This is a genomic window from Sphingomonas paeninsulae, assembly GCF_003660165.1.
Taxonomy (GTDB): Bacteria; Pseudomonadota; Alphaproteobacteria; order Sphingomonadales; family Sphingomonadaceae; genus Sphingomonas_O; species Sphingomonas_O paeninsulae.
Genome location: NZ_CP032829.1, coordinates 1,637,887 through 1,664,269 on the forward strand (window position 1 = coordinate 1,637,887; position 26,383 = coordinate 1,664,269).

Annotated in this window: 21 protein-coding genes and 1 pseudogene; 13 read left to right on the forward strand and 9 right to left on the reverse strand. The window is 58.2% G+C overall.

From position 1 onward, the window contains the following. Positions 1 to 256: 256 nt before the first annotated feature. The 4 genes and pseudogenes from D3Y57_RS13565 (at position 257) to D3Y57_RS13580 (ending at position 5,573) form a co-directional block, all read left to right on the forward strand. Complete coding sequence (locus tag D3Y57_RS13565) at positions 257 to 1,762, forward strand: DUF1800 domain-containing protein (RefSeq protein WP_239025836.1); 1,506 nt, start codon at positions 257 to 259, stop codon at positions 1,760 to 1,762. Positions 1,763 to 1,777: 15 nt separating this feature from the next. Further along, positions 1,778 to 2,991: pseudogene (locus tag D3Y57_RS13570) on the forward strand (DUF1501 domain-containing protein). 147 nt (positions 2,992 to 3,138) lie between these two features. Continuing rightward, a complete protein-coding gene (locus D3Y57_RS13575) occupies positions 3,139 to 4,494 on the forward strand; it encodes a carbohydrate porin (protein ID WP_121153433.1) in 1,356 nt (451 codons plus the stop codon). Positions 4,495 to 4,559: 65 nt separating this feature from the next. Next, positions 4,560 to 5,573: a polysaccharide deacetylase family protein gene (locus D3Y57_RS13580; protein WP_239025837.1), complete on the forward strand. Its 1,014-nt coding sequence runs from the start codon at positions 4,560 to 4,562 to the stop codon at positions 5,571 to 5,573. 111 nt (positions 5,574 to 5,684) lie between these two features. Here the strand turns inward: D3Y57_RS13580 and D3Y57_RS13585 are convergent, their stop codons facing one another. Together D3Y57_RS13585 and mobA are read right to left on the reverse strand one after the other, a co-directional pair. After that, positions 5,685 to 6,671 carry a Tim44 domain-containing protein gene (locus D3Y57_RS13585; protein WP_121153437.1) on the reverse strand — a complete coding sequence of 329 codons (987 nt, stop codon included), beginning with the start codon at positions 6,669 to 6,671 and terminating at the stop codon, positions 5,685 to 5,687. 58 nt (positions 6,672 to 6,729) lie between these two features. Beyond that, the gene (mobA, locus tag D3Y57_RS13590; protein ID WP_121155924.1) at positions 6,730 to 7,278 is read right to left on the reverse strand and encodes a molybdenum cofactor guanylyltransferase; all 549 of its coding nucleotides are present in this window, start codon (positions 7,276 to 7,278) and stop codon (positions 6,730 to 6,732) included. A gap of 185 nt (positions 7,279 to 7,463) precedes the next feature. Between mobA and D3Y57_RS13595 the strand changes: the two genes are divergently transcribed. Beyond that, on the forward strand, positions 7,464 to 8,015 hold the full coding sequence (locus D3Y57_RS13595) for a hypothetical protein (protein WP_121153439.1): 552 nt from the start codon (positions 7,464 to 7,466) through the stop codon (positions 8,013 to 8,015). Here the strand turns inward: D3Y57_RS13595 and D3Y57_RS13600 are convergent. From D3Y57_RS13600 to D3Y57_RS20440, 3 genes are all read right to left on the reverse strand, one after another. Continuing rightward, the gene (locus D3Y57_RS13600; RefSeq protein WP_121153441.1) at positions 8,012 to 8,761 is read right to left on the reverse strand and encodes an NUDIX hydrolase; all 750 of its coding nucleotides are present in this window, start codon (positions 8,759 to 8,761) and stop codon (positions 8,012 to 8,014) included. The two genes, D3Y57_RS13595 and D3Y57_RS13600, sit on opposite strands and share 4 nt — an antisense overlap. Before the next feature lie 66 nt (positions 8,762 to 8,827). Next, positions 8,828 to 9,271 carry a MarR family winged helix-turn-helix transcriptional regulator gene (locus D3Y57_RS13605; protein WP_162987120.1) on the reverse strand — a complete coding sequence of 148 codons (444 nt, stop codon included), beginning with the start codon at positions 9,269 to 9,271 and terminating at the stop codon, positions 8,828 to 8,830. After that, on the reverse strand, positions 9,268 to 10,305 hold the full coding sequence (locus tag D3Y57_RS20440) for a GNAT family N-acetyltransferase (protein ID WP_205590058.1): 1,038 nt from the start codon (positions 10,303 to 10,305) through the stop codon (positions 9,268 to 9,270). The genes D3Y57_RS13605 and D3Y57_RS20440 overlap by 4 nt, the downstream gene beginning before the upstream one ends. A gap of 192 nt (positions 10,306 to 10,497) precedes the next feature. Between D3Y57_RS20440 and D3Y57_RS13615 the strand changes: the two genes are divergently transcribed. Together D3Y57_RS13615 and D3Y57_RS13620 are read left to right on the forward strand one after the other, a co-directional pair. Next, a complete protein-coding gene (locus tag D3Y57_RS13615) occupies positions 10,498 to 11,577 on the forward strand; it encodes a LysR family transcriptional regulator (RefSeq protein WP_121153445.1) in 1,080 nt (359 codons plus the stop codon). Positions 11,578 to 11,604: 27 nt separating this feature from the next. After that, complete coding sequence (locus D3Y57_RS13620) at positions 11,605 to 12,102, forward strand: DNA-deoxyinosine glycosylase (protein WP_121153447.1); 498 nt, start codon at positions 11,605 to 11,607, stop codon at positions 12,100 to 12,102. 15 nt (positions 12,103 to 12,117) lie between these two features. Here the strand turns inward: D3Y57_RS13620 and D3Y57_RS13625 are convergent, their stop codons facing one another. Continuing rightward, positions 12,118 to 12,504, reverse strand: coding sequence for a hypothetical protein (locus D3Y57_RS13625; protein WP_121153450.1), 387 nt, complete (start codon positions 12,502 to 12,504; stop codon positions 12,118 to 12,120). Positions 12,505 to 12,650: 146 nt separating this feature from the next. Between D3Y57_RS13625 and D3Y57_RS13630 the strand changes: the two genes are divergently transcribed. The 5 genes from D3Y57_RS13630 to D3Y57_RS13650 all read left to right on the forward strand — a co-directional run bounded on the left by D3Y57_RS13630 (position 12,651) and on the right by D3Y57_RS13650 (position 20,283). After that, complete coding sequence (locus D3Y57_RS13630) at positions 12,651 to 13,274, forward strand: TMEM175 family protein (RefSeq protein WP_239025838.1); 624 nt, start codon at positions 12,651 to 12,653, stop codon at positions 13,272 to 13,274. A gap of 29 nt (positions 13,275 to 13,303) precedes the next feature. Further along, positions 13,304 to 14,695 (forward strand): M20/M25/M40 family metallo-hydrolase, encoded by a 1,392-nt coding sequence (locus D3Y57_RS13635; RefSeq protein WP_121153452.1) that lies wholly within the window; start codon positions 13,304 to 13,306, stop codon positions 14,693 to 14,695. A gap of 71 nt (positions 14,696 to 14,766) precedes the next feature. Next, positions 14,767 to 16,308, forward strand: a complete 1,542-nt coding sequence (locus tag D3Y57_RS13640) for a tetratricopeptide repeat-containing sulfotransferase family protein (RefSeq protein ID WP_121155930.1) — start codon at positions 14,767 to 14,769, stop codon at positions 16,306 to 16,308. Between the two features lie 113 nt (positions 16,309 to 16,421). Further along, positions 16,422 to 18,989 (forward strand): TonB-dependent receptor, encoded by a 2,568-nt coding sequence (locus tag D3Y57_RS13645; protein ID WP_121153454.1) that lies wholly within the window; start codon positions 16,422 to 16,424, stop codon positions 18,987 to 18,989. Positions 18,990 to 18,993: 4 nt separating this feature from the next. Further along, positions 18,994 to 20,283 carry an amino acid permease gene (locus D3Y57_RS13650; RefSeq protein WP_239025839.1) on the forward strand — a complete coding sequence of 430 codons (1,290 nt, stop codon included), beginning with the start codon at positions 18,994 to 18,996 and terminating at the stop codon, positions 20,281 to 20,283. Here D3Y57_RS13650 and D3Y57_RS13655 read toward each other — a convergent pair. Together D3Y57_RS13655 and D3Y57_RS13660 are read right to left on the reverse strand one after the other, a co-directional pair. Continuing rightward, on the reverse strand, positions 20,266 to 21,879 hold the full coding sequence (locus D3Y57_RS13655) for a phytoene desaturase family protein (RefSeq protein ID WP_121153456.1): 1,614 nt from the start codon (positions 21,877 to 21,879) through the stop codon (positions 20,266 to 20,268). The genes D3Y57_RS13650 and D3Y57_RS13655 overlap by 18 nt on opposite strands. Then, positions 21,876 to 23,048 carry an aromatic ring-hydroxylating oxygenase subunit alpha gene (locus tag D3Y57_RS13660; protein ID WP_121153458.1) on the reverse strand — a complete coding sequence of 391 codons (1,173 nt, stop codon included), beginning with the start codon at positions 23,046 to 23,048 and terminating at the stop codon, positions 21,876 to 21,878. Before D3Y57_RS13660 ends, D3Y57_RS13655 begins: the two co-directional genes overlap by 4 nt. A gap of 146 nt (positions 23,049 to 23,194) precedes the next feature. Between D3Y57_RS13660 and fdhD the strand changes: the two genes are divergently transcribed. Further along, entirely contained in the window at positions 23,195 to 23,989 is a 795-nt protein-coding gene (gene fdhD, locus D3Y57_RS13665; RefSeq protein WP_121153460.1) for a formate dehydrogenase accessory sulfurtransferase FdhD, read from the forward strand. Here the strand turns inward: fdhD and D3Y57_RS13670 are convergent. Continuing rightward, positions 23,963 to 26,251, reverse strand: coding sequence for an FdhF/YdeP family oxidoreductase (locus D3Y57_RS13670; RefSeq protein WP_121153462.1), 2,289 nt, complete (start codon positions 26,249 to 26,251; stop codon positions 23,963 to 23,965). The two genes, fdhD and D3Y57_RS13670, sit on opposite strands and share 27 nt — an antisense overlap. Positions 26,252 to 26,383: the final 132 nt, after the last annotated feature.

Sequence of the window (26,383 nt, forward strand, 5' to 3'; positions counted from 1 at the left end):
CACGATGCCTGATGATCGGGGCCGGGATGGAAGCAGGCGCGAATGCTTGGCTGATTAGGTTGCTGGACGTGGAGAAAGAGGGTTTTACTATCTCCCGCTACGAGGATAGCGTTAAGCGCCGCTGAACTTGATGAGCATGTCTGTCAAGCGTTCGCTGGCTGGGTTGCAGCGATTTTAGCGCTTCTTGCTCTCGGCGTCAGCAACCCTGGGTTAAGGCGCATGATTGGAGGATTGTATCCACAAGGAGACGACGATCGTGCGATCGGTGACGACCCCCTTTCTTTTTGCTGCAACTTTACTCGGCACAGCGATGCCAGTTGCGCCCGCATCGGCTCATCGACCGGCATCGGAGAGCATGGCTTGGTCGAACCGACTGACATGGGGCGTGTCCTCGAACTGGTCTGCAAGTGATGACCATGGGCTTGTGAATCAGCCTAGCGCCAACGACACGCTACCGCCGGCAGCGCTCCAACAAATCGCGCGGATGCGTATATCGAATGAGCCGATGGCGGCGCTGGTAGTTGAAGAGGATGCGCAAAACCGGGCGGCCAATGCCATTGGCGATCCGGATCAAAAAAAGGCGGCAAAGCAGGCATTTCAGCAGTCGATGAATACGCTTGCCAATGAAGCGGCGACTCGGTCGATTTTGCGCGACTTGTATGCGTCCGACCAGCTTCGTGAACAACTCACATGGTTTTGGTTCAATCATTTTAATGTTCAGGCTCAAAAGCGGGATATTCGCGCCATGGTCGGTGACTATGAGGATCAGGCGATTCGTGCCCACGCCCTTGGCAAATTTCGTGATCTTCTGGAGGCAACGCTCCGGCATCCGGCCATGCTGCGCTATCTCGACAATGACCAGAATGCAGCTGGCCATATCAACGAGAATTACGCGCGCGAACTTATGGAACTGCATTCCATGGGCGTGGGGTCCGGCTACAGTCAGAAAGATGTTCAGGAACTTGCACGGATTCTGACCGGAGTAGGAGTCGATCTGAAGCCAGAATCACCTAAACTAAAACCACAATGGCAACCGCTTTTCATCCGCGCTGGCCTATTCGAATTTAATCCGGCACGTCACGATTTCGGCGACAAGCAATTTCTCGGGCATGAAATCAAAGGGTCCGGGTATCGGGAAGTCGAACAGGCGCTCGATCTTATCGCACGATCGCCCGCAACCGCTCACCATGTATCAGAGCAACTGGCGACATATTTCATGGGCGATGCGCCACCTCCAGCAGTGATCGATCGTATGACATCTGCGTGGCGCAGCAGCGATGGGAATATTCCCCAAGTGCTGGGTGTGATGTTTCGGTCGCCGGAGTTCACAGCGTCGCTTGGTCATGTGTTCAAGGACCCGATCCACTACGTCACGTCCGCCGTTCGAATGGCGTATGGAGATCGCGTCATCCTGAATTCGCAGCCGATCATCAATTGGATGCAACGGATGGGCGAAGGACTCTACGCCCACGAAACACCCGACGGATATTCGCTCGCATCCGCAGCCTGGACAGGGCCTGGACAGATGTCTGTCCGCTTTGAGATTGCCCGACAGGTCGGTGCTGGCTCATCGGGGCTGTTCAAGTCATCGGAGCCGGGCGCCGTCGATCAGCCAGCATTTCCGCAGCTTCAGAACGCTCTTTATTATGCCGGTATTGCAGACACTTTGCGACTGCCGACCAAGGCTGTTCTCGCACAATCGACTTCCCCACAGGAATGGAACGCGCTGTTTCTGTCATCCCCTGATTTCATGCGTCGCTGACTTCGGAGATCAATCATGCACATCAGCCGTCGTGACATATTGAAAGCCACCGCCTTAACCGCGCCGCTTATCATTGCCGGACGCGCCTTTGCTGTGCCCGCGGCTAAAAGCCGTTTGCTCGTCGTGTTCCTTCGCGGCGCCTATGATGCGGCCGACATCATCGCTCCGACCGGTAGCGACTTCTACCATGAAGCTCGGCCTACCATTGGGCTTGGGCGGCCTGATGCGGCAGATCCCAATGCACCGCTGCCGCTGGACGCAGACTGGAGTTTGCACCCTGCACTTCGAGAATCGATCTATCCATTATGGGCGAAGCGCCAGATTGCGTTCGTGCCGTTCGCCGGCACTGACGATATGAGCCGTAGCCATTTTGAAACACAGGATACCATCGAACTGGGCCAGCCCATCGGCGGCCACCGCGATTATGGCTCAGGCTTCATGGCCCGTCTTGTCGGGATCCTCGGTCATGGTGCGCCAATATCGTTCACCGATCAGGTGCCACTTTGTTTTCGCGGGGGACCATCCATTCCAAACGTCGCCCTGAACTCTGTCGGGAGCAAGCCTGCGATTGACCAGCGTAACGCCGGCCTGATCCGGTCGATGTATCGTGGCGACCGCATCGGCAAGATCGATCTGGGCAATTCGGTCGATGAAGGGTTTCAGGTTCGTGAGACAGTTTTCAAAACCATCGACGATGAAATGAAAGAAGCCGGGCGTGGCGCAGTCAGCACCAAGGGGTTTGAACTATCGGCGCGTCGGATTGGTCGGCTCATGCGCGACCAGTTTAGCCTTGCGTTCGTTGATGTGGGCGGCTGGGACACCCACGTCAATCAGGGGGAGGGCAGGGCTACCTTGCTAATCGGATCGGCGAACTTGGCCGAGGGTTGGTCGGCTATGCCGACGAGATCGGTCCCGATGCCTGGCAGAATACGACCGTCGTGGTCATCTCCGAATTTGGCCGTACTTTTCACGAGAATGGCGACAAGGGCACGGACCACGGCCACGGAAGTATCTATTGGGTGATGGGCGGCGGTGTGTGCGGCGGCAGGATGGTTGGGCCGCAGATTAAACTATCTCGATCGACGCTCAACCAGGGCCGGGATTTGCCGGTCTTGACCGATTATCGCGCTCTCCTCGGTGGAATAGTCGCGCGTCAATATGGTATCAGTAATGATCGTTTGACGACGGTGTTCCCCAAAGCAGCGCCTGTCGATCTGGGACTGATCTGAGACGCCGTGTTGACGAATTTTACGTTTGATCCTAGCGGATGGCCGGGAGCTGCCAACTAGCTGTGGGCGTTGTTATACAACCGTCACTTTAGTCACCTAACTATCGCGGAAATCGGTTGTCGCAGTTCTCGTTAAAAGTTGCAGATAATGAACTTTCATCGCTTCAGCTGGAAAGTTGCACTGGTGTGCATAGCGTTCAGTCCGTTGACGTTTGCCGATATCGCGCACGCCGACGGTACCCCGACTGCTGATGTCAAAACGGCCGAAGACGGGCCGTTTGCCGTGCATGGACAGGCAACTTTCGTAATTCAGGGGGCACCGGGTTTTCCGTCGCCTTACGAGGGGCCGAACAGCCTGACCCCACATCAGCGTAAGGAAACCATCGACGCAACGTTGTACTTGGGTGCGCGGCTATGGAACGGCGCTGAAATTTGGGCGAACCCGGAGATCGATCAAGGCTTTGGCTTATCCAATACGCTCGGCGCGGCGGGTTTTCCGAGTGCCGAGGCGTATAAAATCGGTAAGAAGGCTCCCTATTTCCGCCTTCAGCGAGCGTTCGTCAGGCAAACAGTCGAGCTTGGCGGTGATCAGGAAAATGTCGAAGGTATCGCCAATCAATTCGGCGGTACCCGTGCATCCAACCATATCGTTTTGACCGTCGGAAAGTTCGCCGTCGGTGACGTGTTCGACACCAATCGTTATGCTCATGATCCGCGCGGCGACTTTCTAAATTGGGCGGTCGTCGATGCCGGGACGTTCGACTATGCTGCCGACGCCTGGGGTTACAGTAGTGGTGTCGCGGCCGAATGGACTCAGAGCGCGTGGACGTTTCGGGTGGGCGTATTCAACTTGTCCAAAGTTCCGAACGGAGAGGCGCTTGAAACCGGATTTAGCCAGCGCCAGATCGATGGCGAGGTCGAACATTGTCACAAGATCGCCGGTCGGGATGGCGCGGTACGCGTTACCGTTTTCCGTAATAGCGGTCGGTTCGGTCGGTTCGATGATGCCTTGACCCTTGCGGCTCAAACCAACTCGATCCCCGATACAGCTTTGGTCAGAAGCCGAAAATCACGCGCCGGCGTTCATCTAAACGTCGAACAGGCGATCAGTGATGATGTCGGCTTGTTCCTGCGTGCTGGCTATGCGGACGGCTCAGTGGAACCATATGATTTCACCGATATCGACCGTACGATCGAAGCGGGTGCGGCAATCACCGGCAAAGGATGGGGTCGCGAAACCGACACAATCGGAATTGCTGCCGTCGTCAATGGCATATCTGACGCGCATAAGCGCTATCTCGCGGCTGGTGGCATTGGCCTGCTCGTCGGCGACGGATTATTGCCCAACCCCGGCACCGAACAGATTGTTGAAATCTATTATCGCTGGAAGCCGGTGAAGCTGGCTGACTTTACTCTCGACTATCAACATATCGCGAATCCCGGTTACAATCGTGATCGTGGCCCAGTCAATATCTTCGCTGTTCGTGTTCATGGCCAGTTCTGAGAGGCCCGCATGACTGAACGTGGCTGGCCTGACGAGATATCCCGTCGACAGGTTTGGACGTCAAAATGTCCTGGGCCTTCGCAAACCCACGCGCACGCGATACGGCACCTGACGGTCTGAGTTTTCCGGGGGGAATGAAATTGCGGCGATATGTACTGGCAGCTTTGGCGTTGCTCGCTTCCGTTCCGGCGCAGGCTGCGGGCGACACCGTTGCGCTCACGTTTGACGATCTTCCGATCATGACTCTGCTTCATGCGCAATCATATGCCGATTACACAAACAAGATTCTGTTGCGTGGACTGCGGCGGCATCATCTTCCAGCGATCGGTTTCGTCAACGAAGGGAAGTTCGATGACCTCGAACGAGCAGCCCAGATCGACATTTTGCGTCAGTGGCTCGATGCCGGGATGAACCTTGGCAATCACACCTTTTCCCATGAATCGCCGAACAAGCTCCTTGCTGACGGCTATATTCGGGATATTGCGCGCGGCGAACAGGTAACGCGACCGATGCTTGCCGCTCGTCATCGCGACTTGCGCTGGTTTCGTCATCCTTATCTAGAAACCGGTATGCCGCTCGCGACCAAGCTGAAGATCAATAATTGGCTGGCTGCACACGGCTATCGGATTGCGCCAGTGACGATGGAGAACTCTGACTGGCTGTTTTCAGAACCCTATGACGATGCCATTGCCCGTCACGACAAAGCACGCATCCGACGCATTAAAGCATCTTATCTGGCCTATACGGCAAAGATTGTCCCCTGGTATCAAAGGGCCGGTCATCAGTTGCTGGGTCGGGATATGTCGTTTGTCATGCTTCTGCACGACACGCGCCTCAATGCCGATTGCATTGATGATCTCGCTGCGCTGTTCAAGAAGAACCGGCTGCGACCCGTCACGCTCGAAAAAGCCATGAGCGACCCCGCTTACAGGATCGTCGATCCGTATGTCGGTGCTGACGGTATCGAGTGGTTGGAGCGGTGGTCGCAGCAATTACACAAAGAACTGCCATGGGACAGCTTCATGGACCCCCCCGCAGAGATCGATGCGGAATATACCCGAATTGACCACGATCGGTGATACAGGCAACCATGAATGGGAGGTCGCTCTTGCTTCGCGACCAGTCCTCGATACCCTTAGTTGAACATCCCTGCGCGAGACAGGCCCGCCGGGCCGCCTGCGCCACACGCCTCAGCTTTCCTGAATTGCGGAAAGTTTCCACACGCCGCTGCCATCGCGGAAGAATGTCCATAACTCGTTCGTCTCGGTTGCCGTGCTGGCCGAACCGGCGACGATCGTTCCTGTAGTGCGGTCGCGCATCAAATCTATGCCTTTGTAGTGAAGGGCGATCGTTGCGTAGTCGCCGCTTGCTTCTTCCCATGCTTCCACGACTTCCGCGTCGAGTAGTCGCGTGCCGCTCACCTCGTTCCGCCTATTCTGGGTCGCGTTTTCGCTCAGTTCCTCGGCGAGATATGACATGATCTCAGGCGTGGTCAGCTCGCGCAAACGACCATAATCCTCACGCCCGAATGCATCCTGCACGTTGATGAGCAACTGTTCGAACATGTTTTGATCGGTCTGGGTCAATGCGATATCGACGCTCTCCTGAACGGGCGGTAGCGATTGGGGTTGTTGCGCGCCTGCCCATGGGCCAGCGTTTGGCGCGGCTTGAAATGCACTCTGTCCTGAATAACCCGGCTCCGATTGCGGGCCAGAGACTGCGCGCCGGCGACGGAAGAAGCCGATCGCCATCCAAACCAGCCATCCAAGGACGGCTATCTGGATCAATGAGATCAGGAATCCTCCACCACTGCCGCCACCCGCACCCCAGCCGCCGCCATTGCCCATGAAATGCCCGATCAGCCCTCCCGCGACCAATCCGCCGATAAGGCCGCCACCGAAGCCGCCAAAACGACTACGTGGCGCAGCGGACGATTGTGCGCCAGCACTGGGATTATAGGCGTTACGGTCGGTGGCTGCAGAGCGCGGCGTCATCGATCGCTGAATGGGCGGGACATAAGCACTCGATCCATTGGTCGGCCGTGGGGCGTCGTAAGTGCGAGATCCCCGGCTGCCAAAGCTTCCGCCGCGACGTGCGTCGGCTGGTGTCGCGGCCAGACTGGCAAGCAGAAGGGGCGCGGTAATCAGGGTAGCAATGCGGACCGAACGTTGTTTCAACGGGTGTCTCCTTGGACCGCTCAGATAGGGATCATGTGAACGCCTGCCAATGCCGTGGCTATTTTACCCGAGACCTCAATTGCTCAAGATCCTGGTGTGTATTGATATTGTAGAAGGCCACCGGAAGATCGACCGCAACGGCGTTCGATGTGATGATCCAGCCCCGCAAGGACCGGTTGTTGTCTGCGGCGAGATGTCGATCCAGATGGCTTGCGAGGGTCGCGGGCCACAACCCCAGTAGATGCTGTCCGTTGACGACCGTTGCTCGCGTATTGCCTTCGGAGGCTGCGGCGAGCCAAGTAACGAGTTGGTCGGGCAGTGGGAGCACGTCGGCGGGGACCGAAAGGACTGCATCGTAACCGTTGAGGTTCGCGTGATGAAGTGCAGTGCAGAGGCCACCCAAAGGGCCGAGGTTGGGGACCGGGCGGTCGTTGAGTGTTTCGAACCCCGGTAACGCGCGGCCGCAGACAACGGTCGCGTCGACCTGGGCGCGGATTCCCTCCGCTACGATATCGATGAGGCGTCGACCGTCATAAACTGCCATGGCCTTGTCACTGCCGAAGCGGCGGGACTGGCCGCCGGCGATGATGGCGCCGAGTATCTTCATGTTGACCATCATGTCCGCCCACGAGATTTTAGCAATGCGGTGAACCGAGTTGGCCCACTAAATTATATGTTGCACTGCACCATATAATATGATGCCATGTATTTTAATCATTGCGTTAAGCTCTCGCTAACCATCGAGGAGCATTCTGCGATGAGAGTTGGTCATGTTTTCAAAGGGGCAGTCTGATGAGTGCACGGGCAAAATATGCGGACGGCGCGTTGACGCTTTCCGAAATTCGCGAGTTTGCAGCTTTTAACAGCGGCACGCAGCGATACATCCGCCGCTCTCTCGATATTGGTCTGGGGCGGGGTGATCCGCTCGGTATGTGGTCGCGCGACGTTGTTGAATCAGCCAGCATCCGGGCGCAGTCGCGGGTTTATTCGCGGCTGGATAATATCCGCGCGGTTGTTCCCGATGATAGTGGCCTCGACCGGATTGAACCGTTCATGGCGCCATTGGTTACGATGACGGCGTTCGATCTGGGACAGGGACGGCTCGACAGTTTTGGAGCCTATCGGTTCCTTTATGAGCGGCTGATCGGGGCGAGCGCGCGTCCATGGTTGCCGGGGGCTTTCTGTGCCGCGGCGTCAATGCCGCACCTTCACCCGGAACTGCGGCGAACGCTGTTGCAGTCGATCAGCGAAGCGGCCGCAACGGCTCCCGGTTGGTCGAACCGTGAACCCGGCTTTTATCCCGAGTGGGTAGATAAGGTCGATGTAACGGCGCTTCCGAACTAACCGCGTATTGCACTTTCCATTGGTTCGGAAGTGACCGGATAGCCCCGATCCTCTGGTATGCAGAGATAGCGCACGCCGTCGCGATCCTCCTCGTGCGGCACGATCAACTCTGGTGGAAACCGGATGGCGTCGGCCTGCGCCTCTACAAAGCCGGCGAACTGCGCCAGTCGCTCAAGATTGCGGCGTGTCGGGAAAATTATCTTTACGCGGCCCGCGTCGGCGTCGTCGATTACGTCCTGGGCAGCGGACCAGAACAGTCGAACATTCTCAGTCTGATCGACTGTCGCCATGACCAGGTCGTCGGGCGCCTCAGCCAGATAAAATCGGGTATCGAAGGTTCGCCGTTCGGGCGCGTGCGGGCACCAGCGAGAAAACGGGACAAGCAATTCGGGCCGGATTTCGAGATGGAGCGCAGCGAGCGCGTCGGCAAATACAATCCCGTCATTTAGATGAACCCGCAATTTTGCCACGGTTGCGGCATCAACTGGTCCGCTCAGTCCGATCGCGGTTCCCGCCTCCTCAACCGTCTCGCGGATCGCAGCGACCCTCGCGGCGGCGTCGTCCGCGTCGAGGTCAGGGAAACGCTGTGCCAGCATCCGGTCGCCGGGATCGACCCGGCCGCCCGGAAAGACAATTGCCCCAGCCGCGAAACTCATGGTTCCAGCCCGTTCGACGAACAACAGTTCGGTGCGCCCCGCGTGACGGCGAAAAACAACGAGCGTTGCGGCAGGAATTTTGAAGGTCATCAGAGGCGGCTTAGGCGACCCGTTTCGAATGCGAAAGGGCGCCGCGGGGACGCTCTCGGGCTTCAGTCAGGCCAGATCGGCAAACAATTCATGCATCGACGTTGCCGCACTGGCAGTAATCCTGACCTGCTGGCACCGCGCATCGCGCGGATGCGCCCGACGTTCGATTAGCCCGTTACGCTGCATCATCCCCAAGTGGCGAAGCGCCGTCGCGTGGGGAACCGCCGCGCCGATACAGGCGCTCGATACGCTGATCGAGCGACCCTCTTCCTCTGCGATAAACAGGTCGAGCAATATGTCCCAGCGCGGCTCGGCGAACAGGCTGTCGTCGAAATGCCGGTTTCGTGCGCGGCGGTTTCGGTACAAGGTGCGCGCTACTTCGATCGGTGCTGCGGGCCATGCGGAGGATGGGTTTTTCTTTACGCTTCGGATCGCCTCAAAAACACCGGTATCAACCAAGTCATTGCCAGATGGCACATTGATGAAGGATTTGTGCCTGTCTTGGCTCACGCCGCTGCCCGGCGCAGGCGGCCGCCATCGAGCGGTCCGGGCACGTCCCACAGTCCTTCTGGCCGGATAAGTTGCAGCGGCGGGTCGCCGATGTGCAATGCCCGGTTGGTGCGCGGGATTTCGCCCGCCATTTCAACATAGGGTACGCCGGAGAATGCGAACGCCGGGCGATCGGCAATCGCCTTGAATCCAAAGCGCTGCCAGAAACTGATGAGATCGGCGCGGGCATGGCCGTAAACCGTGTGAAATCCCTTGCGCCGTGCATATTCGATCGCGGCACGGACAAGGCGGAAGGCCATGCTGGAATTGCGAAATTCGGGACGTACGGCGAGGCGTTCGAACTTCACGAAATCGGCAAAGAACCGGATCCGAATACATCCCGCAGGCTCGCCGTCGATTTCGCCGATGATATGTGCGGCACAAAAGTCGTTGCCGTCGAACTCCTCGTCGTAAGGACAGGATTGTTCGGACATATAAGTGGCGGCGCGGATCGAAAAGACGCGCATTACGTCTTCGATCGTGCGTCCAACTCGGGTTGTGCTGGTCTTTGGTTCAGTCGCGATTATGTCGTCGTCGGACGGGTTCGGCAGCACGACAAGGATGTCGGATGCGATGCGCGGAAAGCTTTCGCTCCCCTTTTTGAAACCGAGCCTGTCGAAGATGCGCGCCGCGTGAGCATTTGCAGCGCTGGCAAACAGCGGCACGCCTTCGGGTGCGATCTCAGAGAAATGAGCGGTCATTGCGCCGATGACTGACACGAAATTACGAGGTGCATGGACGCACCATAGATAGAGCGCGGCAGGACGTTCGCCTGCATAACAAAGATGAGTGAGGTCAGGCGATGCCCGATCTAGGCGACCGTTGGTGAGCGCATCGAGTCCTTTCGCCGTCAGGGGAAGATAAGCGAGCAGATCGGTTGGGTTGGTGCCTTCACCCTCCATGACCCGGATCGTTTCGGGATTATGGCGAAGCACGCGTTCGATTGTCCCACGGTCCGCGGCGAGGCCCATTGCCTGTCCGACAGTGTCGGTCAAATGACAAATCTCGTCCATTGTTACCGGACGCGAAGTTTTTCCTGTACGCCCGTTCTGTTTCTTTACGAGATCTTGAAATTTTTCGCTAAATGCTACAGTTGTATAGCCAGACGCGATGCTGGGAATTTTGGCGGACGCGACCATCGTTTTTTCCTTCATCACCGTTGATGACGGTGTCAGGAGTATTCTGTAATGATCACTCGTCGGACATTAGTGATCCAAAATGGTACACAGGGTGTTCAGGAAGTTGCACCACCCGCACGCCGGGTCGCGAATCTGGATAGGCTGTCATGGGACAACCTTCGGCTGTTCCTGATCGTGGCAGAGGCGGGAAGTTTTCGCGCTGCGGCCAATACGGCGGGCGTTTCACTCAATACGATCCGAACCAAGATCGAGCGGCTGGAGCGGCAAATCGGTGGCCCGCTGTTCAGGCGAAGCGTCGAAGGCGTGATGCCGACGCAGGACGGACATGAGCTGGTTTCGATCGCACGCGAGATGCGCGCCCTGGGTAGAACGACCGAGCGAGTCCAGCGCGGGGCGACGGCCCCCCGGACGTCCCAGGTGCGTATTACGGCTACCGAAGGAGTCGGGACGTTCTGGCTGATTCCCCGGTTGGTGGAGTTTCAGGGCAGTAACCCGGACATTCGCGTCGACCTGAATTGTGAAATGAAGGCACCCGATGTGCTGTTCCGCGATGTCGATATCGCAGTACAACTCGTCCCGCCGACCAGTCCCGACCTAATCGTTCAGCGTGTTGCGACGCTCCATCTGATGCCGTTTGCGTCGGAAAGCTATCTCCGTACGCACGGCACACCGACGAGCATCGCCGATGCGGCAAAGCACAAGCTCGTTTGGCAGGAGGCCGATCAGGTATCGTCCGACCTGCTGTCTGCTTTCGTTGATCCGAAAGTCCGCGATACGATCATTGCGGTAAAGACCAACACGAGTTCGGCGCATTACTGGGCGGTCGCAAAGGGGGCCGGGATCGGGTTCCTGCCGACTTATGCCCGCGCGCTGAGCCGCAGTACGCGGCCGCTGAACATCGGGCTGCACCTGCGCCGCGATGTCTATCTGGTTCACCACCCGGATTCCGTGCGCTTTCCCGAGGTTCGCAAAGCGCTCGACTGGTTGCGTGAGTCTTTCGACAAGACGAAATTTCCCTGGTTTGCCGATGAATTTATTCACCCGGACGAGTTCGAAGCGCGGTTCAGCGACAGCGTCGTCGTAAATCTGTTCGAAGGGTTTATTTCGCCGCATCTCGTTGAAGTTTAAGTCGGAGCCGCCGGAGTGGGTGGTCGAATGACGGAGATCAAAGCGTCATTCGCTCCCGTAACGAACGGGAATACGACTGTCCTCGTGCTCGGCAGCCTGCCAGGTGATCGGTCACTGGCTGAGCAACGTTATTATGCGCATCCTCAAAATCAGTTCTGGACGCTGATGTCCCGGGTGACAGATGTTGATCTTTGCGTGCTGGAATATGAAGCGCGGCTGGCTGCTCTGCTTGTGGCGGGCGTCGGCCTTTGGGACGTGGTCGGGGTCGCGGTACGGACGGGCAGTACCGACGCCGCCATTCGCGATGTCAGCGCCAATGACCTGACCGGCCTGATACAGTCGTTGCCTATGCTGCGCGCAATCGGGTTCAATGGGGGGACTGCGCTGTCCATTGGACGACGACAGTTAGGGGCAGCCGCAAATTCACTGGCGATCGTCGCGCTACCCTCGAGCAGTCCGTTACACACCGTCGGTGCTGCGGCGAAACAACCGGCATGGAACGAACTGCGCAAATATCTGGGCTGACCGCCTGCTCCGGGATTACCAGAAGTTTGCAGGATCGGGTGTAGGCGCTTTGCACGCCGCCTGATGCCCGCGTTTGCAATCGGCGACCTGAATTCGCCACGCATACATGGCATCGGCATAAGCGCGCTGTTGACGATCGTAGATTTGGGCGTCGACGGCAGCCTCATGATGTCGCGCGCGTCGGGCGGCGATATAGGCGGCGCGATCCTCATCGTAACGCGCCTGGTCGGCGGCGTTCATGTTCGATTGATGGATGGCTTGCGCTGCGGCTGCGTTGTTGGCGTTGGCAACTCCGGCCTGCGCGCTTGCTTCGGCAGGCGTCGGGGCGGGCGCGGTCTGGGCGAGTGCCGACGATGCGCCGGTGAGGGCCGCCAGTGCCAGCAAAGTGGAGGAAAACTTCATGATTGGACTCCGTTTCTCGTTATGCAGATCAAACGGTCGCTGGCTCCATGCGTTCCGCATTTTAGCCGAAGTGATTCTGAACCTACCTTGCCACCTGCATGAATATCGTCAGATAACAGGTCAGGGGTATCATCACGGGGCCAGCTTTGAGCATTGCATCGCTTGGTAAAGGGCGAATCGAAGCGTTCAGTGATGGCGTTATTGCGATCATCATCACGATCATGGTGCTCGAACTGAAAGTACCGCACGAAACCCATTTTGCCGATCTGCTGCCGGTATTGCCGGTTTTGTTGAGCTATGTTCTGAGCTTCGTTTACGTCGGTATATACTGGAATAATCACCATCACCTGTTCCACGCGACCAGGGGCGTTAACGGCGCGATCATGTGGGCCAATCTGCATTTGCTGTTCTGGCTGTCCCTGATCCCCTTTGTTACGCACTGGATGGGGGAAAACTTTCGGGCATCGGCACCGGTTGCCAGTTATGGGTTTGTGCTGCTGATGGCGGCAATTGCCTATCAGTTCCTCGCGTCCCTCCTTGCGCGTCACGACGGGACAAATTCGGTGATTGCAAAGGCGCTGGGCAAGGATCGCAAAGGCAATTTGTCGGTGTTGCTTTATTGTGCGGGAATTGCGCTGTCGTTCGTTAACTTCGGCGCCGCGCTTAGCGTCTATGTCGGGGTGGCGGTCCTGTGGTTCATTCCAGATCGGCGGGTTGAGCGTGCACTGGCCGAGGTGCAGGCTGTTCAACCGAACGGAAACGGGCTTTAATCCATTTGTACTTTGAAGGATTTGAATTGATGCGGACCGTAATTCTATCGAGTTTCATGGCGGCGACCCTTGCTGGAAGCGCGCTCGCGGCACCCGCCACACATCCAAAGGCAGAGACGCAGGCGCTGGAACTTGCGAAACAGGCGATAGCGCTCCGATCGGTTCGCGGCCCCGGCAACCAGACTCCGCAAGTGGCGGCGCTGTACAAGGCGGCGCTGGTCGCTGGCGGGTTTGCCGATGCCGATGTGGCGATCACGCCAGTCGATGATACCGTCTATCTGATCGCGCGCTGGCCCGGCAGCGATCCAAAGCTAAAGCCGCTGGTGATTTCGGGCCATATGGACGTCGTAGAGGCAAAGGCGGCGGACTGGAAACGCGATCCATTTACGCCAGTTGTCGAGAATGGTTATCTGTTCGGACGCGGGGCGACCGATATGAAGCTGGACGGTACAATCGCAATTGCTTCGCTGATCGAACTGAAACGGTCGGGCTACAAGCCGCGTCGCGACATTATCATTGAATTTTCGGGTGACGAAGAAACGGTGATGAAGACGAGCAGTCTGATCGCCGAAAAGCTGTCCAATGCCGATATCGTGCTGAACATCGACGGCGGCGGGGGTTCGCTGAACGAAACGACCGGCAAGCCCGAATACTGGACGTGGCAGGGCGCGGAGAAAACATATGCGGACTTCGAACTTACGGTGACCAATCCGGGCGGTCATTCGTCCGCTCCGCGCAAGGACAATGCAATAAACCAGTTGTCCGCAGCGCTCACCCGGATTGGAGCCTATCAGTTCAAGCCCGAGGTAAGCGACCTGACCCGCGCTTATTTCCAGCAGGCGGCGAAATATGAGGATGCGACGACAGGCGCGGCGATGCGGGCGTTTGCGGCCAATCCGGCGGACACGGCGGCGATTGCTACACTGACGGCAAACCCGTCGAAAATCGGCAAGATCGGAACGACCTGCGTCGTGACGATGATTAACGGCGGCCATGCCCTCAATGCATTGCCGCAACGCGCGACCGCCAGCATCAATTGCCGCATCTTCCCAGGACATAAGCCCGCCGACATCATGGCCGAACTTCAGCGGGTTGCCGCCGATCCTGCGGTCAGCTTCAAGGATGTGACCGAAGGGTCAGTGCCCAACGATGCGTCGCCGATGCGGCCCGATTTTGTCGCCGCCGCGACCAAGGCAATGCACGTGATCAACCCAGGGCTGCCGGTATTCCCGAGTCAGTCGTCGGGGGCGAGCGACAGCATGTGGTTCCGTTATCACCACGTCCCAAGCTATGGCGCGAGTCCGGTTTTCATCAAGGATTCCGAAGATTTCAGCCACGGCCTGAATGAACGGACGCCGATCTGGAACATCTCGCCGGCGATCACTTACTATCTGTCGCTGTTTACGGACCTGTCGAAATAACCATCGCGAGGACTTTGAAACCGGGCAATGCCGCGACGGCAATTGCTGCGGGGATTCGCGATCCGCAGTTGATGGAGGCGGCGCTGGCGCTGCACGACAATCGGCTTTCGGATGCCGAGCCGCTGCTGCGCGCGCATCTGAAGGTCGATCCGTTCGATGTCGCGGCTATGCGGATGCTGGCGGAGCTGGCGGGGCGGATCGGTCGGTATAAGGATGCCGAAAATCTGCTCCGTCGCGCGCTCGAACTTGCACCAGAGTTTGGCGCGGCCCGGGCCAATCTGGCGACCTGTCTTTACCGGCAGAACAAGACGGTGGAGGCGATCGGGGAACTCGACCAGTTGCTCGGCGAGGAACCTGAAAATCTCGGCCATGCCAATCTGAAAGCTGCGGCACTCGGGCGGATCGGCGGGTTCGAAGAGGCGATCGGCCTTTATGAAATTATTTTGGCTAAGGTTCCGGACCAGCCGAAACTGTGGATGAGTTACGGCCATATATTGAAGACCGTCGGGCGGCAGGAGGATGGGATCGCAGCCTATCGCCGGGCGCTTGCAATTGCTCCTGCGTTCGGGGAGGTTTGGTGGAGCCTCGCCAATCTGAAGACGGTAAAATTCAGCAAAGACGATGTAGTCGCAATGGAAACGGCATTGGCGTTGCCCGGCCTGAACGATGAGGATCGGTTTCACCTCGACTTCGCGCTGGGTAAGGCGTTCGAAGACGCGAAAAACTATGAAAGCTCGTTCGCGCATTATGATGCGGGCAATGTCCTGCGTCGCCAGACGATCGTTTATGATGCGGACGAAACCCGTAGTTTCGTCGATCGCAGTATCGCTGTTGCTACACCTGCTTTGATTGCGGCGCATAAGGGCGATGGCTGTCCGGCGCGCGATCCGATCTTTATCCTGGGAATGCCGCGCGCGGGGTCGACACTCGTAGAGCAAATCCTGTCGAGCCACAGTCTGGTCGAGGGGACATCGGAGCTTCCCGATATTCCCGCGATGGTTCGCCGCTGGGCCGATTATCCGGAAAAACTGGCGGATATCCAACCTGAAAAGCTGCGTGCGCTCGGAGAGGAGTATCTCACGCGAACACGGATACACCGAAAAACGGATCGACCGTTGTTTATCGACAAGTTGCCGAACAACTGGGCACACGTCCCGTTCATTCATCTGATCCTGCCGAACGCGATAATCATCGACGCGCGGCGGCACCCGTTGGGCTGCTGTTTTTCCAATTTCAAACAGCATTTCGCGCGGGGGCAAGCGTTCAGCTACTCGCTTGATGATATGGGGCGTTACTATGCCGATTACGTTCGACTGATGGGGCATGTCGATGCGGTCCTGCCGGGACGGGTCCATCGGGTGATCTATGAAAACATGGTCGACAATACCGAAGCGGAGGTGCGCGCTTTGCTCGGTGCTTGCGGGCTGGAGTTTGAGGACGATTGCCTGCGTTTTCACGAAAATGCGCGAGCCGTACGAACCGCATCATCGGAGCAAGTCCGTCAACCGATCTTCCGGGACGGAACAGAAGCGTGGCAGGGTTTTGAGCCGTGGCTGGGGTCGCTGAAGGCAGCATTGAATGAAGTGTGGACCACGTATCCCGCCACGAACTGATTGTGTCATTATTGTCACTCAACGGACGCAATTCCGCGGTGCGGCACAAACCAATTGACCATAAGGCCCGCGCGTAAGAGCTTTGTAATAATTACATCGCCGGGGGGTATCACATGAATTCGCGCCATATGCTGGCCACAGCACTTTTAGCCACTACGATTCTTGCCTCCGCTCCGGCGTATGCGCAGGCTGCGGCTTCTACTCCCGAAGTAGATATGGGTAACGATATCATCGTCACCGCCCAAAAACGTGAAGAAAACCTCCAGAGTGTGCCGATCAGCATTCAGGCGCTGAACACGCGCAAACTGGACGAGCTCAATGTCAGCAACTTCAATGCGTTTTCGCAATTGCTGCCGAGCGTGAGTTTTCAGTCGACCCAACCGGGATCGACGGTCGTCTATATGCGCGGCGTCTCGTCGGGCGGCGACGGCAACCATTCGGGGCCGTTGCCAAGCGTCGGCTTTTACCTCGATGAGCAACCCGTCACGACGATTGGCGGTACGATCGACGTTCATATTTACGACATCGCCCGCATTGAATCGCTCGCTGGTCCGCAGGGCACGCTTTATGGCGCGTCGTCCGAAGCGGGAACCGTCCGCATCATCACCAACAAACCATCGACTGCCGGTTGGGAAGGTCGCGTCGATGGCGAGGCCAACACTGTCCGTCACGGCGGTCAGGGTGGCCGGTTAGAGGGCATGATCAACGCGCCGCTCAGTTCGAACGCTGCACTGCGTGTCGTCGGATGGTATCAACACGATGCCGGTTACATCGATAACGTACCGGGCACGCGGACGTTTCTGGGCGCGCCGATCCTCGACGGGGCGGGGCAGCCTACGGGAGCCTATGCTCCCGGCATTACGATCAACAATGCGGCGGTCGTGAAAAAGAACTTTAACACTGTTGATATCGCCGGTGGTCGTGCCGCCCTGAAAATCGACCTCGACGAAAATTGGACTGTTACACCCACGGTCCTTTATCAGGACCAGAAGAACCACGGTAACTTTGCTTATGATCCGAGCGTAGGCGATCTGCAGGTGCAGAAGTTCGCCACCGATTATCGGCATGACCGGTTTGTGCAGGGCGCGCTGACGATCGAGGGCAAGGTCGGCAACTGGGACGTCACCTATGCCGGTGCCTATCTTGATCGTAAGGTGAATGCCGGCAGCGATTACACCGACTATTCCGAAGCCTATGACCATTTCTATTCGTCGGTCGGAGGTTTGGCCAACTACTTCTATTTCAAGAATGCTGCCGGGCAGACGATCAATCCGACGCAATTCATTGTCGCTAGCGATCATTTCAAGAAAATGAGCCAAGAGTTACGCGTTGCCTCGCCACAGAGTGAGCGTTTTCGCGTTGTTGCCGGGCTATTTTTCCAGCGTCAGAGCAATCTAATCCATCAGGACTATCAAGTAGCGGGCCTTGCGCCACTGCTTTCCGTGAACGGTTCGCCGGGCACGCTCTGGCTGACGCAGCAGCATCGTGTCGATAAGGATTATGCCGCGTTCGGAGAGGCCAGCTTCGATATTCTGCCGAACTTGACGGTGACCGCCGGTGGACGCGGATATATTTACGATAACAGTCTGATCGGCTTCTTTGGATTCGGTCGTAATCCTGCCTATGTGCAGGGCGCGGCTGGCAACCCTCCGCCGAATGCTGCTGGCAGTTCGCGGACCGGTGTCGCCGGTTGCCTTACCACCGAGGGGATCACCTTGCGTGATGCTCAATTGCAGGGACGCACGACCACGCTGCTTCCCGCGGCTGTTGAAGGGGGTCCGTGTACGAACCTTGGTACGTTCAATACGATTACCGGCGGCGTCGATCCGAAGGAAACCGAGGGGCAGGGCTTTACGCACAAGCTGAACCTGACGTGGAAAGCGACGCCCGACCTGATGTTTTATGGTACATGGTCGCGCGGTTTTCGGCCAGGTGGAATCAATCGCCGATCGACCGTTGCGCCTTATGCCCCCGATTTCCTGACCAATTACGAGATCGGCATGAAGTCGACATTGTGGGGCGGAAAACTGCGCTTTAACGCGACGATCTACCAGCAGGATTGGAAGAAATTCCAGTTCGCCTTCCTTGGTGCGAATAGCTTCACCGAAATCCACAACGGTCCGAATGCACGGATCAGGGGTATCGAAGCCGACGTCAATTTGCGACCGATCAACGGCCTCACGCTGACGACCGCAGCTGCATATACCGATGCGAAGACGCGCCAAAACCTATGTTTCGTAGACGATCCCACGTATAGTTGCACCGGCGCGGGCAACTTCGTTTCGACGCCCAAGGGAACGCGCCTTCCGATCACGCCGCTCTTTAAGATCAATGGAACGGCGCGTTATGTCGTTCCGGTGAGCGCGACTGCCCGGGTTTATGGTCAAGCTGTTGTCGTGCATCAAAGCTCGGCAGCGTCCGATATTCGTACCGCGATCCCAGAGACATTCACTGGTACCATCGTCAATCCGGCTGAGGAACTGGGCAGGTTGCGAGCCTATACGACCGCTGACTTTGCGCTGGGGGTCGAATTGACCAGCTATACGGCGGAATTGTTCGTCCAGAATGCTTTCGATGAGCGCGCCGACCTGAGCCGTGGGGCTGAATGCTGCCAGTTTCGTCCAACTATCACGACGAACACACCGCGAACGATCGGGCTAAGGCTCGGCGCGAAGTTCTGATCCGGTGGGCGGGCGCGAGATAACTTCTCCCGCCCGCCCGTTCGGCCTGTGGACCGCTACGGCACTTGTCGTCGGCGGGATGATTGGGTCGGGCATTTTCCTGTTGCCAGCGACGCTGGCTCCGTTCGGCTGGATGGGCGTGGCGGCATGGTTCATCGCGGCGGGTGGTGCGCTTATTATCGGTTACGTGCTCGTCGTGCTTTCGCGCGCTTTGCCACAAGCGAGCGGTGGCATCGGCATTACGGGTGAGGTTCTGGGGCCGGTCGTTGGTGTGTTGGTTGGCTGGTCCTATTGGGTGTCGGTCTGGAGCGCCAATGCTGCAATCGCAACGGCAGCGAGCAGCTATCTTTCGATGCTGGTACCGTCGCTCTTATCTACCCCTTTGCGCGGTGCAATTACGGCGTCGTTACTGATCTGGTTGCTGACGGGGCTCAATCTGGCGGGCGCGCGACTTGCCGGGCAGTTTCAGATTTTGACAACGGTGCTGAAGATGGTGCCGCTGGTCACTATCGTAATCATCCTTTTGGTGCTCTTTTTCTCAGGAAGAGGCCATGTTTTGCCGCAACCGAATGCGCCGATTTCCTTTGGTGGTCTCACCGCACCTGTGACGCTGACGTTATTCGCGCTTGTTGGGTTTGAATGTGCCAGCATCGCGGCGGCACGCGTTCACCGGCCCGAAGTCAATGTATTCCGTGCAACGATGTTCGGAACAGCACTGGCTGCGCTGCTTTATATCGTTGTGTGCTCGGGGATCGTCCTGACCCTCCCAACCCATGTCGTCGCGAACTCTCCTGCGCCATTTGCGACCTTTGTAGAAACATTCTGGGGGCATGGCCCGGCCGTCACGATCGCGTTGTTTGCCGCCATTGCCGCTATCGGCGCGTTGAATGGATGGGTGCTCATACAGGGCGAAGTGCCACGTAGTATGTCGGTCGAGGGTCTATTGCCCGCGTGGTTCGGGCGTACCGATCGGCGTGACGTTCCCGTTGGTGTGCTGACCCTGTCCAGTGTGCTTGCCACGGCGCTGGTCATGACCAATGCCAGTAAGTCGTTGTCGGGCATATTCGAATTCGTGGTCTTGTTGACCACGGCGTCCAGCCTTTGGTTCTATGTAGCTGCCTGTGTTGCGGCGATAAAGCTGCGCGTGGCTGTGCCGCTCGCGGTGATCGGACTGTGCTTTGCACTCTGGGCGATGTGGGGTGCGGGCGTCATGGCGAGCAGCCTTAGCCTGTTGCTGATGTTAACAGTGCTGCCGCTTTACTGGATGCGCCCGAAATCAGGCCCGACGAAATAACCGACCAAGGAAGCTTCGATCTCTTAGTATCTCGTGCGCGGCGTTGTGGCCCGGCGCTCCGGTAACGCCTCCGCCGGGATGCGTGCCTGCGCCGCACATATACAGGCCAGCGATCGGCGCGCGATAGTCGCCGTGGCCCAGCGCGGGGCGTGCCGACCAGAGTTGGTCGAGCGACATATGGCCGTGCATGATATCGCCCCCGATCAGCCCGAACTTGCGTTCCAGATCGAGCGGCGAATGGATTTGCCGTGCGATGATTGATGCCTTGAAATTCGGCGCGTTCTTCGTCACGGTTTCGACAATCAGGTCGGCGGCGGCTTCGCGCTCATCGTCCCAGCTTCGACCGTTGGGCAATACCGGCGCGAATTGCTGGCAGAACAGGCTGGCGACGTGCATCCCCGGCGGTGCGAGGCTGTCGTCGATGGTGGTCGGAATCATGATTTCGACAATCGGCGCGTCGGACCAGCCCTTTGCCTTTGCGTCCACGAATGCCTGATCCATATAGTCGAGGGTCGGGGCGATGATGATGCCGGCTGTGTGATGCTCGGCGACTTCCTTGCCCGGCAATACCGTGAAGTCGGGTAATTCGGACAGGGCGACGTTCATACGGAACGTGCCGGAACCCGCCTTGAAATTGTCCATGCGCTTGGCGAATTCGGGGGCCATGTCTGCGCGATCGACAAGCTGACGAAAGAGCAGCGCGGGACCGACATTGGACGCCACGATGTCCGCTGCGATTTCCTCGCCGCTTTCGAGGCGAACGCCCGCGATCTTGCCGCCATCGACCAGCACCTTGGCGACCGGCGCTTCGAGGCTGATTTCGACGCCGAGTTCCTCGCACGCTTCGGCCATATATTGCGTGATTGCGCCCATGCCGCCGACGCTATGACCCCATGTGCCTTTTTTGCCGTTCACTTCACCGAAAACATGGTGGAGCAGAACATAGGCGCTCCCCGGATGGTCGGGGCTGGCGTAGTTGCCGACCACGGCATCGAAGCCGAAAGCGGCCTTCACATATTCATTTTCATACCAGCTATCGAGGAAGCTGCGCGCCGATTTGACGAACAGGTCCATCACGTCGCGCTGAGCCTCTATGTCCATGCCAGCAAGGCGCTTGCCTTGCGCCGCCGCCATCAGCAGCGCGCGGATACCGCCTCCTGCATTGGGCGGCGTCTTCAGCGCCAGATCGCGCAACACCCCTGCGACGCCCTCCAGCGCAGCTTCGTATTTCGGGAGCGTTTCGGCATCCTTCTTGGAAAAGCGCGCAAACTCGGCTTGTGTCCGTTCGGTGCCGCCGCCAAGTTTCAGATAACCGCCCTCATGAGGCAGGAAATTGCTGATCGTACGTTCGATAATGCGCCAGCCGCGTTGATGCAGGCGCATATCGGCAATGACTTCAGGACGCAGGAGGCTGACCGTGTAGCTGGCTGTCGAGTTGCGAAAGCCGGGATGGAATTCTTCGGTAACGGCAGCACCGCCGATAACGTGGCGACGTTCGAGAATGCGGACTTTCAGGCCCGCGCGGGCGAGGTAGAATGCACAGACGAGGCCATTGTGACCGCCGCCAATAATCACTGCGTCATAGCGTTTGGTCATAATTTTCCCCAACCCGGCGCTGGCGCCGAATTCCCGAGCATTTCCGGCACGATCTCTCGCATCCGCTTTGCAAACTGGCGCAGGCAAACCTCGCTTTTGCCGAGCGGTCCCTGCGTAAAGCTTTCCGATTTCATCCCGTCCTGCACGCGCTGGACGAGGGCCGAATCCTCAAGCGAGACTTGTCGATTGATCCGCCAGTTCAGGTAACGCGCCGCCTTCATTTCGCGGCGGTCATCGGGAATGGCATAAGCGATTTCGCGGATCATCGTCTCGGTCGGAGAGATCGGCAGGAATTGCATGAAGTCCATCTGGTCGGGATAGATGTCGAGCGCGGTATTCGGCCACAGCTTGTAATAGAACCAGACGCGCTGACGTTCGGCGGACAGGTGATCGACGTGCGGCAATAGCTGTCGATAAGCACGCTCAGACCGGCTTTCCTGCGCATCCTGGACCATTGGACCACCCAGCCGGTCGACCCATTCACCGGCCTCGACCCCATAGTTGCCGGGACCGAACAGGCGTTTCAGACCGGGGTGCGCAACCGGGATGTGCAGGCCGTCTGAATAATTGTCCGAGATATTCTTCCAGTTGGCGGGACGGGGACGAGTGGTGACGCGACCGATCGCGCGCATATCCTCCAGTCGGTAGGGCGCAATCTCCTCTTCGTGCGGGGCCATCATTCCGGCCACGCTGACGGGAGGCGTTTCGATCGCCGCAAAGACGAAGCCGCGCCACACTTCGATCGGATATTCGACCAGGCTGTGTTCGCGCGGGTCGAACGCGGGATAATCGGCGCGCATCGGCACACCGGACACGCGCCCGTCGAGTTCGTAAACCCACGCGTGATAGGGGCAGACAAGTTTGCGGACGCAGCCTTGATGTCCGTCGAGGATACGCGCGCCACGATGGCGACACACGTTGGCAAAGGCGCGGACGTTACCGTCCGCGCCGCGCACTGCAACAATCGATTCACCGAGGATCAGCAGGGACTGCCAGTCGCCCGCTTTCGGAATGTCGCTGAGGTGGCAAACAAGCTGCCACGATTTGCGGAAGATACGGCGACGTTCGGCCTCGAGCGTGTCGACGTCGTGATAGGCCCACCCTGGCAGACCGAAATCGGACTGATCGGACGCGGCGACCGGTGCCACTAATCTTGCATTGAACGCCATCGCTTCGCTCCGCTGTTCGTCCTACGAGGATGTGACCAAAGTGACGGCGGGACAACCCCGGTGTTTTGGCCCGGTGTTTTGGCCCGGTGTTTTGGCCCGGCGTTTTGTTCCGACGTGCGTTTTCGTTGCGCTGAAGTTAGTGCGCGATGATGGGCCAGACAGAGATAGAGTTTATTCGGATCGGCGCGAACGGCGATCATCGCCCTGTTACGCGCGCGGTCGCGGTCGAGATGCCGATTGCCATAGAGGTCAACGGCATCGGTTATGCCGTGATGATGGCGACCCCGGCCGATCTGACCGATTTTGCCTATGGATTCGTGTGGAGCGAACGGCTGGTCGATGCACGGGCAGAAATTCTGTCGGTCGATCATATACAAACGGAGTTCGGAAACCGGCTGCGGATACAGTTGGCCGCCGAGCGTACCGAGCGGTTGCTCGAACGGTTCCGGCACCGGGTTTCGGATTCATCATGTGGGATGTGCGGGATAGAAAGTCTCGAACAGGCGATGCGTCCGCTGCCTGTCGTTAACCGCACCTACGAAATTGCCGATACTGCGATCTTTCGTGCTTTGGCCGAACTGAGAAAATGGCAGCCGTTAAACGAGAAGACTGGGGCGGTTCATGCCGCCGCGCGCTGTGCCTCCGATGGGCGCATATTGGACGCGCGCGAGGATGTCGGTCGGCATAATGCGTTCGACAAGCTGGTCGGTGCGATGTTGCAGGCGGGCGCGGCGTGGGATGACGGCTTTGCATTGCTGTCGTCGCGATGTTCGTACGAACTCGTGGAGAAAGCGGCTTTGTCCGATTGCCCGACGCTCGTGACGATCTCGGCACCCACCAGCCTTGCGGTCGAGCGGGCCAAGGCTGCCGGTATCAGGCTGATCGTACTCGCGCGCACCGATGCTGTGCTGGCGCTAGACCCGGATGCGGACGGGGACTGATTTTGCCGCTGGAACGTGGCTTTCCTCGGCGAAGTGTTCGACCGACATAAGGACGTTGCACTCAGGATAATAGGCTCCCAGGCACCCCTCCGGGATGCTGTAGGGCATGACGATCAGCCCTTCTCGAACGCGGGTTATCCCGTCTCCGACGTCGCTTTCCAGCGCAACGATCTGACCTTCGTGCAGTCCGTCGCGTGCAATGTCGGCGCTGTTCATGAATAACACATCGCGCGTTCCCTTCACGCCACGAAAGCGGTCGTGATAGCCATAGATGGTCGTGTTGAACTGATCGTTCGATCGCAGTGTCATCAGACGATAGCGCCCATCCGCATCGTCGAAGCCTGTCGCGGAAAGGCCGGTCGGTGTCAGGAACTCCGCCTTGCCGCTCTTGGTAAGCCAGATGCGTTCTGACGCCTTATTGCCTTTCCAGAAACCGCCCGGCTGGAACATCCGCTTGTTGAAATCGGGAAATACTGCGGGATAGGTTTCCTCGATTGCATCCCGGATCGTCGAATAATCGGCCACCCAGCGATCCCAGTCGACCTTTGGATTATGCGGCAGGGTTTGCTTGGCGATCCCGGCGATGATGGCGGGTTCGGACAGAAGGTGCGTACTTGCCGGCCGCGCTTTGCCTTTCGAGCCGTGGATACAACTGGTCGAATCCTCGACCGAGATCGCCTGTGCTCCCGATGCCTGTATGTCGCTCTCTATGCGGCCAAGACAGGGCAGAAGGTAGGTCACTGCACCGGGGAATAGGTGATTGCGATTGAGCTTTGTCGCGATCTGCACCGATACGCGCAGATTGAACCAGGCGGCCTCCATCGCTTCGGTTTCGGGGACAGCTCGCAGGAAGTTGCCGCCCAGCGCGATGAATGCCTTCACCGATCCGTCGATCACGCCGCGACAGCTTTCCACGGTGTCGAGGCCTTTTTCGCGGGGCGGTGAAAATCCATATTGCTCGGCCAGTTTGTCGACCGGAACGAGTTCGGTCTTTTCCGTGATGCCGACGGTGCGCTGACCCTGAACGTTCGAATGGCCGCGTACCGGCGTCGGCCCAGCGCCGGGTTTTCCGATGTTACCGCGCATGAGCAGCAGATTGACGACCATGCGCACATTTTCGACGCCCTTTACGTGTTGCGTCAGGCCCATGCCATAGATGATCATGACTGCCTTGGACTTGGCATAGATACGCGCGGATACTTCCAGTTCGGCTTTTGAAAGGCCGGACTCTTGCACGATCGCGTCCCAATCTGCGGCGCGAACGAAGGTGATGAAGTCGTCGAATCCGCTGGTGTGTTGTTCGATGAAGGCGTGGTCCAGCACCAGATCTTTGCCCTGAGTCTTTGCCTCGTCGTCCCATTCCACAAGGAACTTTGCGATTGCCATCATCGCCGCGATATCACCACCCGCGCGAACCTGATGATATTGGGTCGAAATGTTGGTTTCGCGCAGCGTTGCCATTTCAAATGGATTTTGCGGATCGGTAAACCGTTCCAGCCCACGTTCGCGCAATGGATTGAAGGTGACGATCTCGATCCCACGTTTGCGTGCCGAACGCAGGTCGTGGAGCATCCGGGGCGCATTGGAGCCGACGTTCTGGCCGAAGAAGAAAATCGCGTCGCACAACTCGAAATCCTTGAGCTGCGTCGTGCCCACGGGAACGCCGATGGCCGCTTTCAGACCGACCGACGTGGATTCGTGGCACATGTTCGAGCTGTCGGGCAGATTCTGATTGCCGAACATCCGCGCCATCAGGCCGTACATATATGACGCCTCCAGGCTGGCCCGGCCCGATGAGTAAAACACCACCGACGGCGGTGCGATCTGCTTGAGCTCGGCTCCGATTTCGCGGAAAGCCTCGTCCCAGTCGACGACGACATATTTGTCGGTAGCTGCATCGTAACGTAGCGGGTGGGTCAACCGGCCATGTTGTTCAAGGTCGTAATCGCGCCACGTCCGCAGTTCCGTCAGCGTGTGTTTTTCGAAAAACTCAGGCTTCGTGCGCAGCGTGGTCAGTTCCCAGGCGGTCGCCTTTGCCCCCTCTTCGCAGAACTCGACGGGATGATTGTGCGCAGGTTTGGGCCAGGCGCAACTGACGCATTGAAAGCCGTCGGGCTTGTTCTGACGGACAAGCTCGCGAAGGGCCTCGGGCGGAATGCGCTCTCGCGGTAATATTTCAGCGAGCGAACGGACAGAACCCCAGCCGCCTGCCGGCCCCCCGAATGGCGTCAGGTCGGGTTCGTCGCTTTTTTGCTTCGTCATCGGTTAGCCCTGAAACGCGCCTTGCTGTCATTGAACTTACGCATGGGTTCGCTGTTCCTCAAGCATGATCCGTTTGTAACATTGTGGACAAGGGCAGCCATCGATAGGAACCTGTGCAATTGGATTCATGCA

Excerpts from the sequence above, each read along its gene's own strand:
- D3Y57_RS13575 (WP_121153433.1), top strand. The coding sequence starts at position 3,139 with ATGAACTTTCATCGCTTCAGCTGGAAAGTTGCACTGGTGTGCATAGCG.
- D3Y57_RS13580 (WP_239025837.1), top strand. The coding sequence starts at position 4,560 with ATGTCCTGGGCCTTCGCAAACCCACGCGCACGCGATACGGCACCTGAC.
- mobA (WP_121155924.1), bottom strand. The coding sequence starts at position 7,278 with ATGAAGATACTCGGCGCCATCATCGCCGGCGGCCAGTCCCGCCGCTTC.
- D3Y57_RS13595 (WP_121153439.1), top strand. The coding sequence starts at position 7,464 with ATGAGTGCACGGGCAAAATATGCGGACGGCGCGTTGACGCTTTCCGAA.
- D3Y57_RS13600 (WP_121153441.1), bottom strand. The coding sequence starts at position 8,761 with ATGACCTTCAAAATTCCTGCCGCAACGCTCGTTGTTTTTCGCCGTCAC.
- D3Y57_RS13615 (WP_121153445.1), top strand. The coding sequence starts at position 10,498 with ATGATCACTCGTCGGACATTAGTGATCCAAAATGGTACACAGGGTGTT.
- D3Y57_RS13620 (WP_121153447.1), top strand. The coding sequence starts at position 11,605 with ATGACGGAGATCAAAGCGTCATTCGCTCCCGTAACGAACGGGAATACG.
- D3Y57_RS13625 (WP_121153450.1), bottom strand. The coding sequence starts at position 12,504 with ATGAAGTTTTCCTCCACTTTGCTGGCACTGGCGGCCCTCACCGGCGCA.
- D3Y57_RS13635 (WP_121153452.1), top strand. The coding sequence starts at position 13,304 with ATGCGGACCGTAATTCTATCGAGTTTCATGGCGGCGACCCTTGCTGGA.
- D3Y57_RS13640 (WP_121155930.1), top strand. The coding sequence starts at position 14,767 with ATGGAGGCGGCGCTGGCGCTGCACGACAATCGGCTTTCGGATGCCGAG.
- D3Y57_RS13645 (WP_121153454.1), top strand. The coding sequence starts at position 16,422 with ATGAATTCGCGCCATATGCTGGCCACAGCACTTTTAGCCACTACGATT.
- D3Y57_RS13655 (WP_121153456.1), bottom strand. The coding sequence starts at position 21,879 with ATGACCAAACGCTATGACGCAGTGATTATTGGCGGCGGTCACAATGGC.
- D3Y57_RS13660 (WP_121153458.1), bottom strand. The coding sequence starts at position 23,048 with ATGGCGTTCAATGCAAGATTAGTGGCACCGGTCGCCGCGTCCGATCAG.
- fdhD (WP_121153460.1), top strand. The coding sequence starts at position 23,195 with ATGATGGGCCAGACAGAGATAGAGTTTATTCGGATCGGCGCGAACGGC.
- D3Y57_RS13670 (WP_121153462.1), bottom strand. The coding sequence starts at position 26,251 with ATGACGAAGCAAAAAAGCGACGAACCCGACCTGACGCCATTCGGGGGG.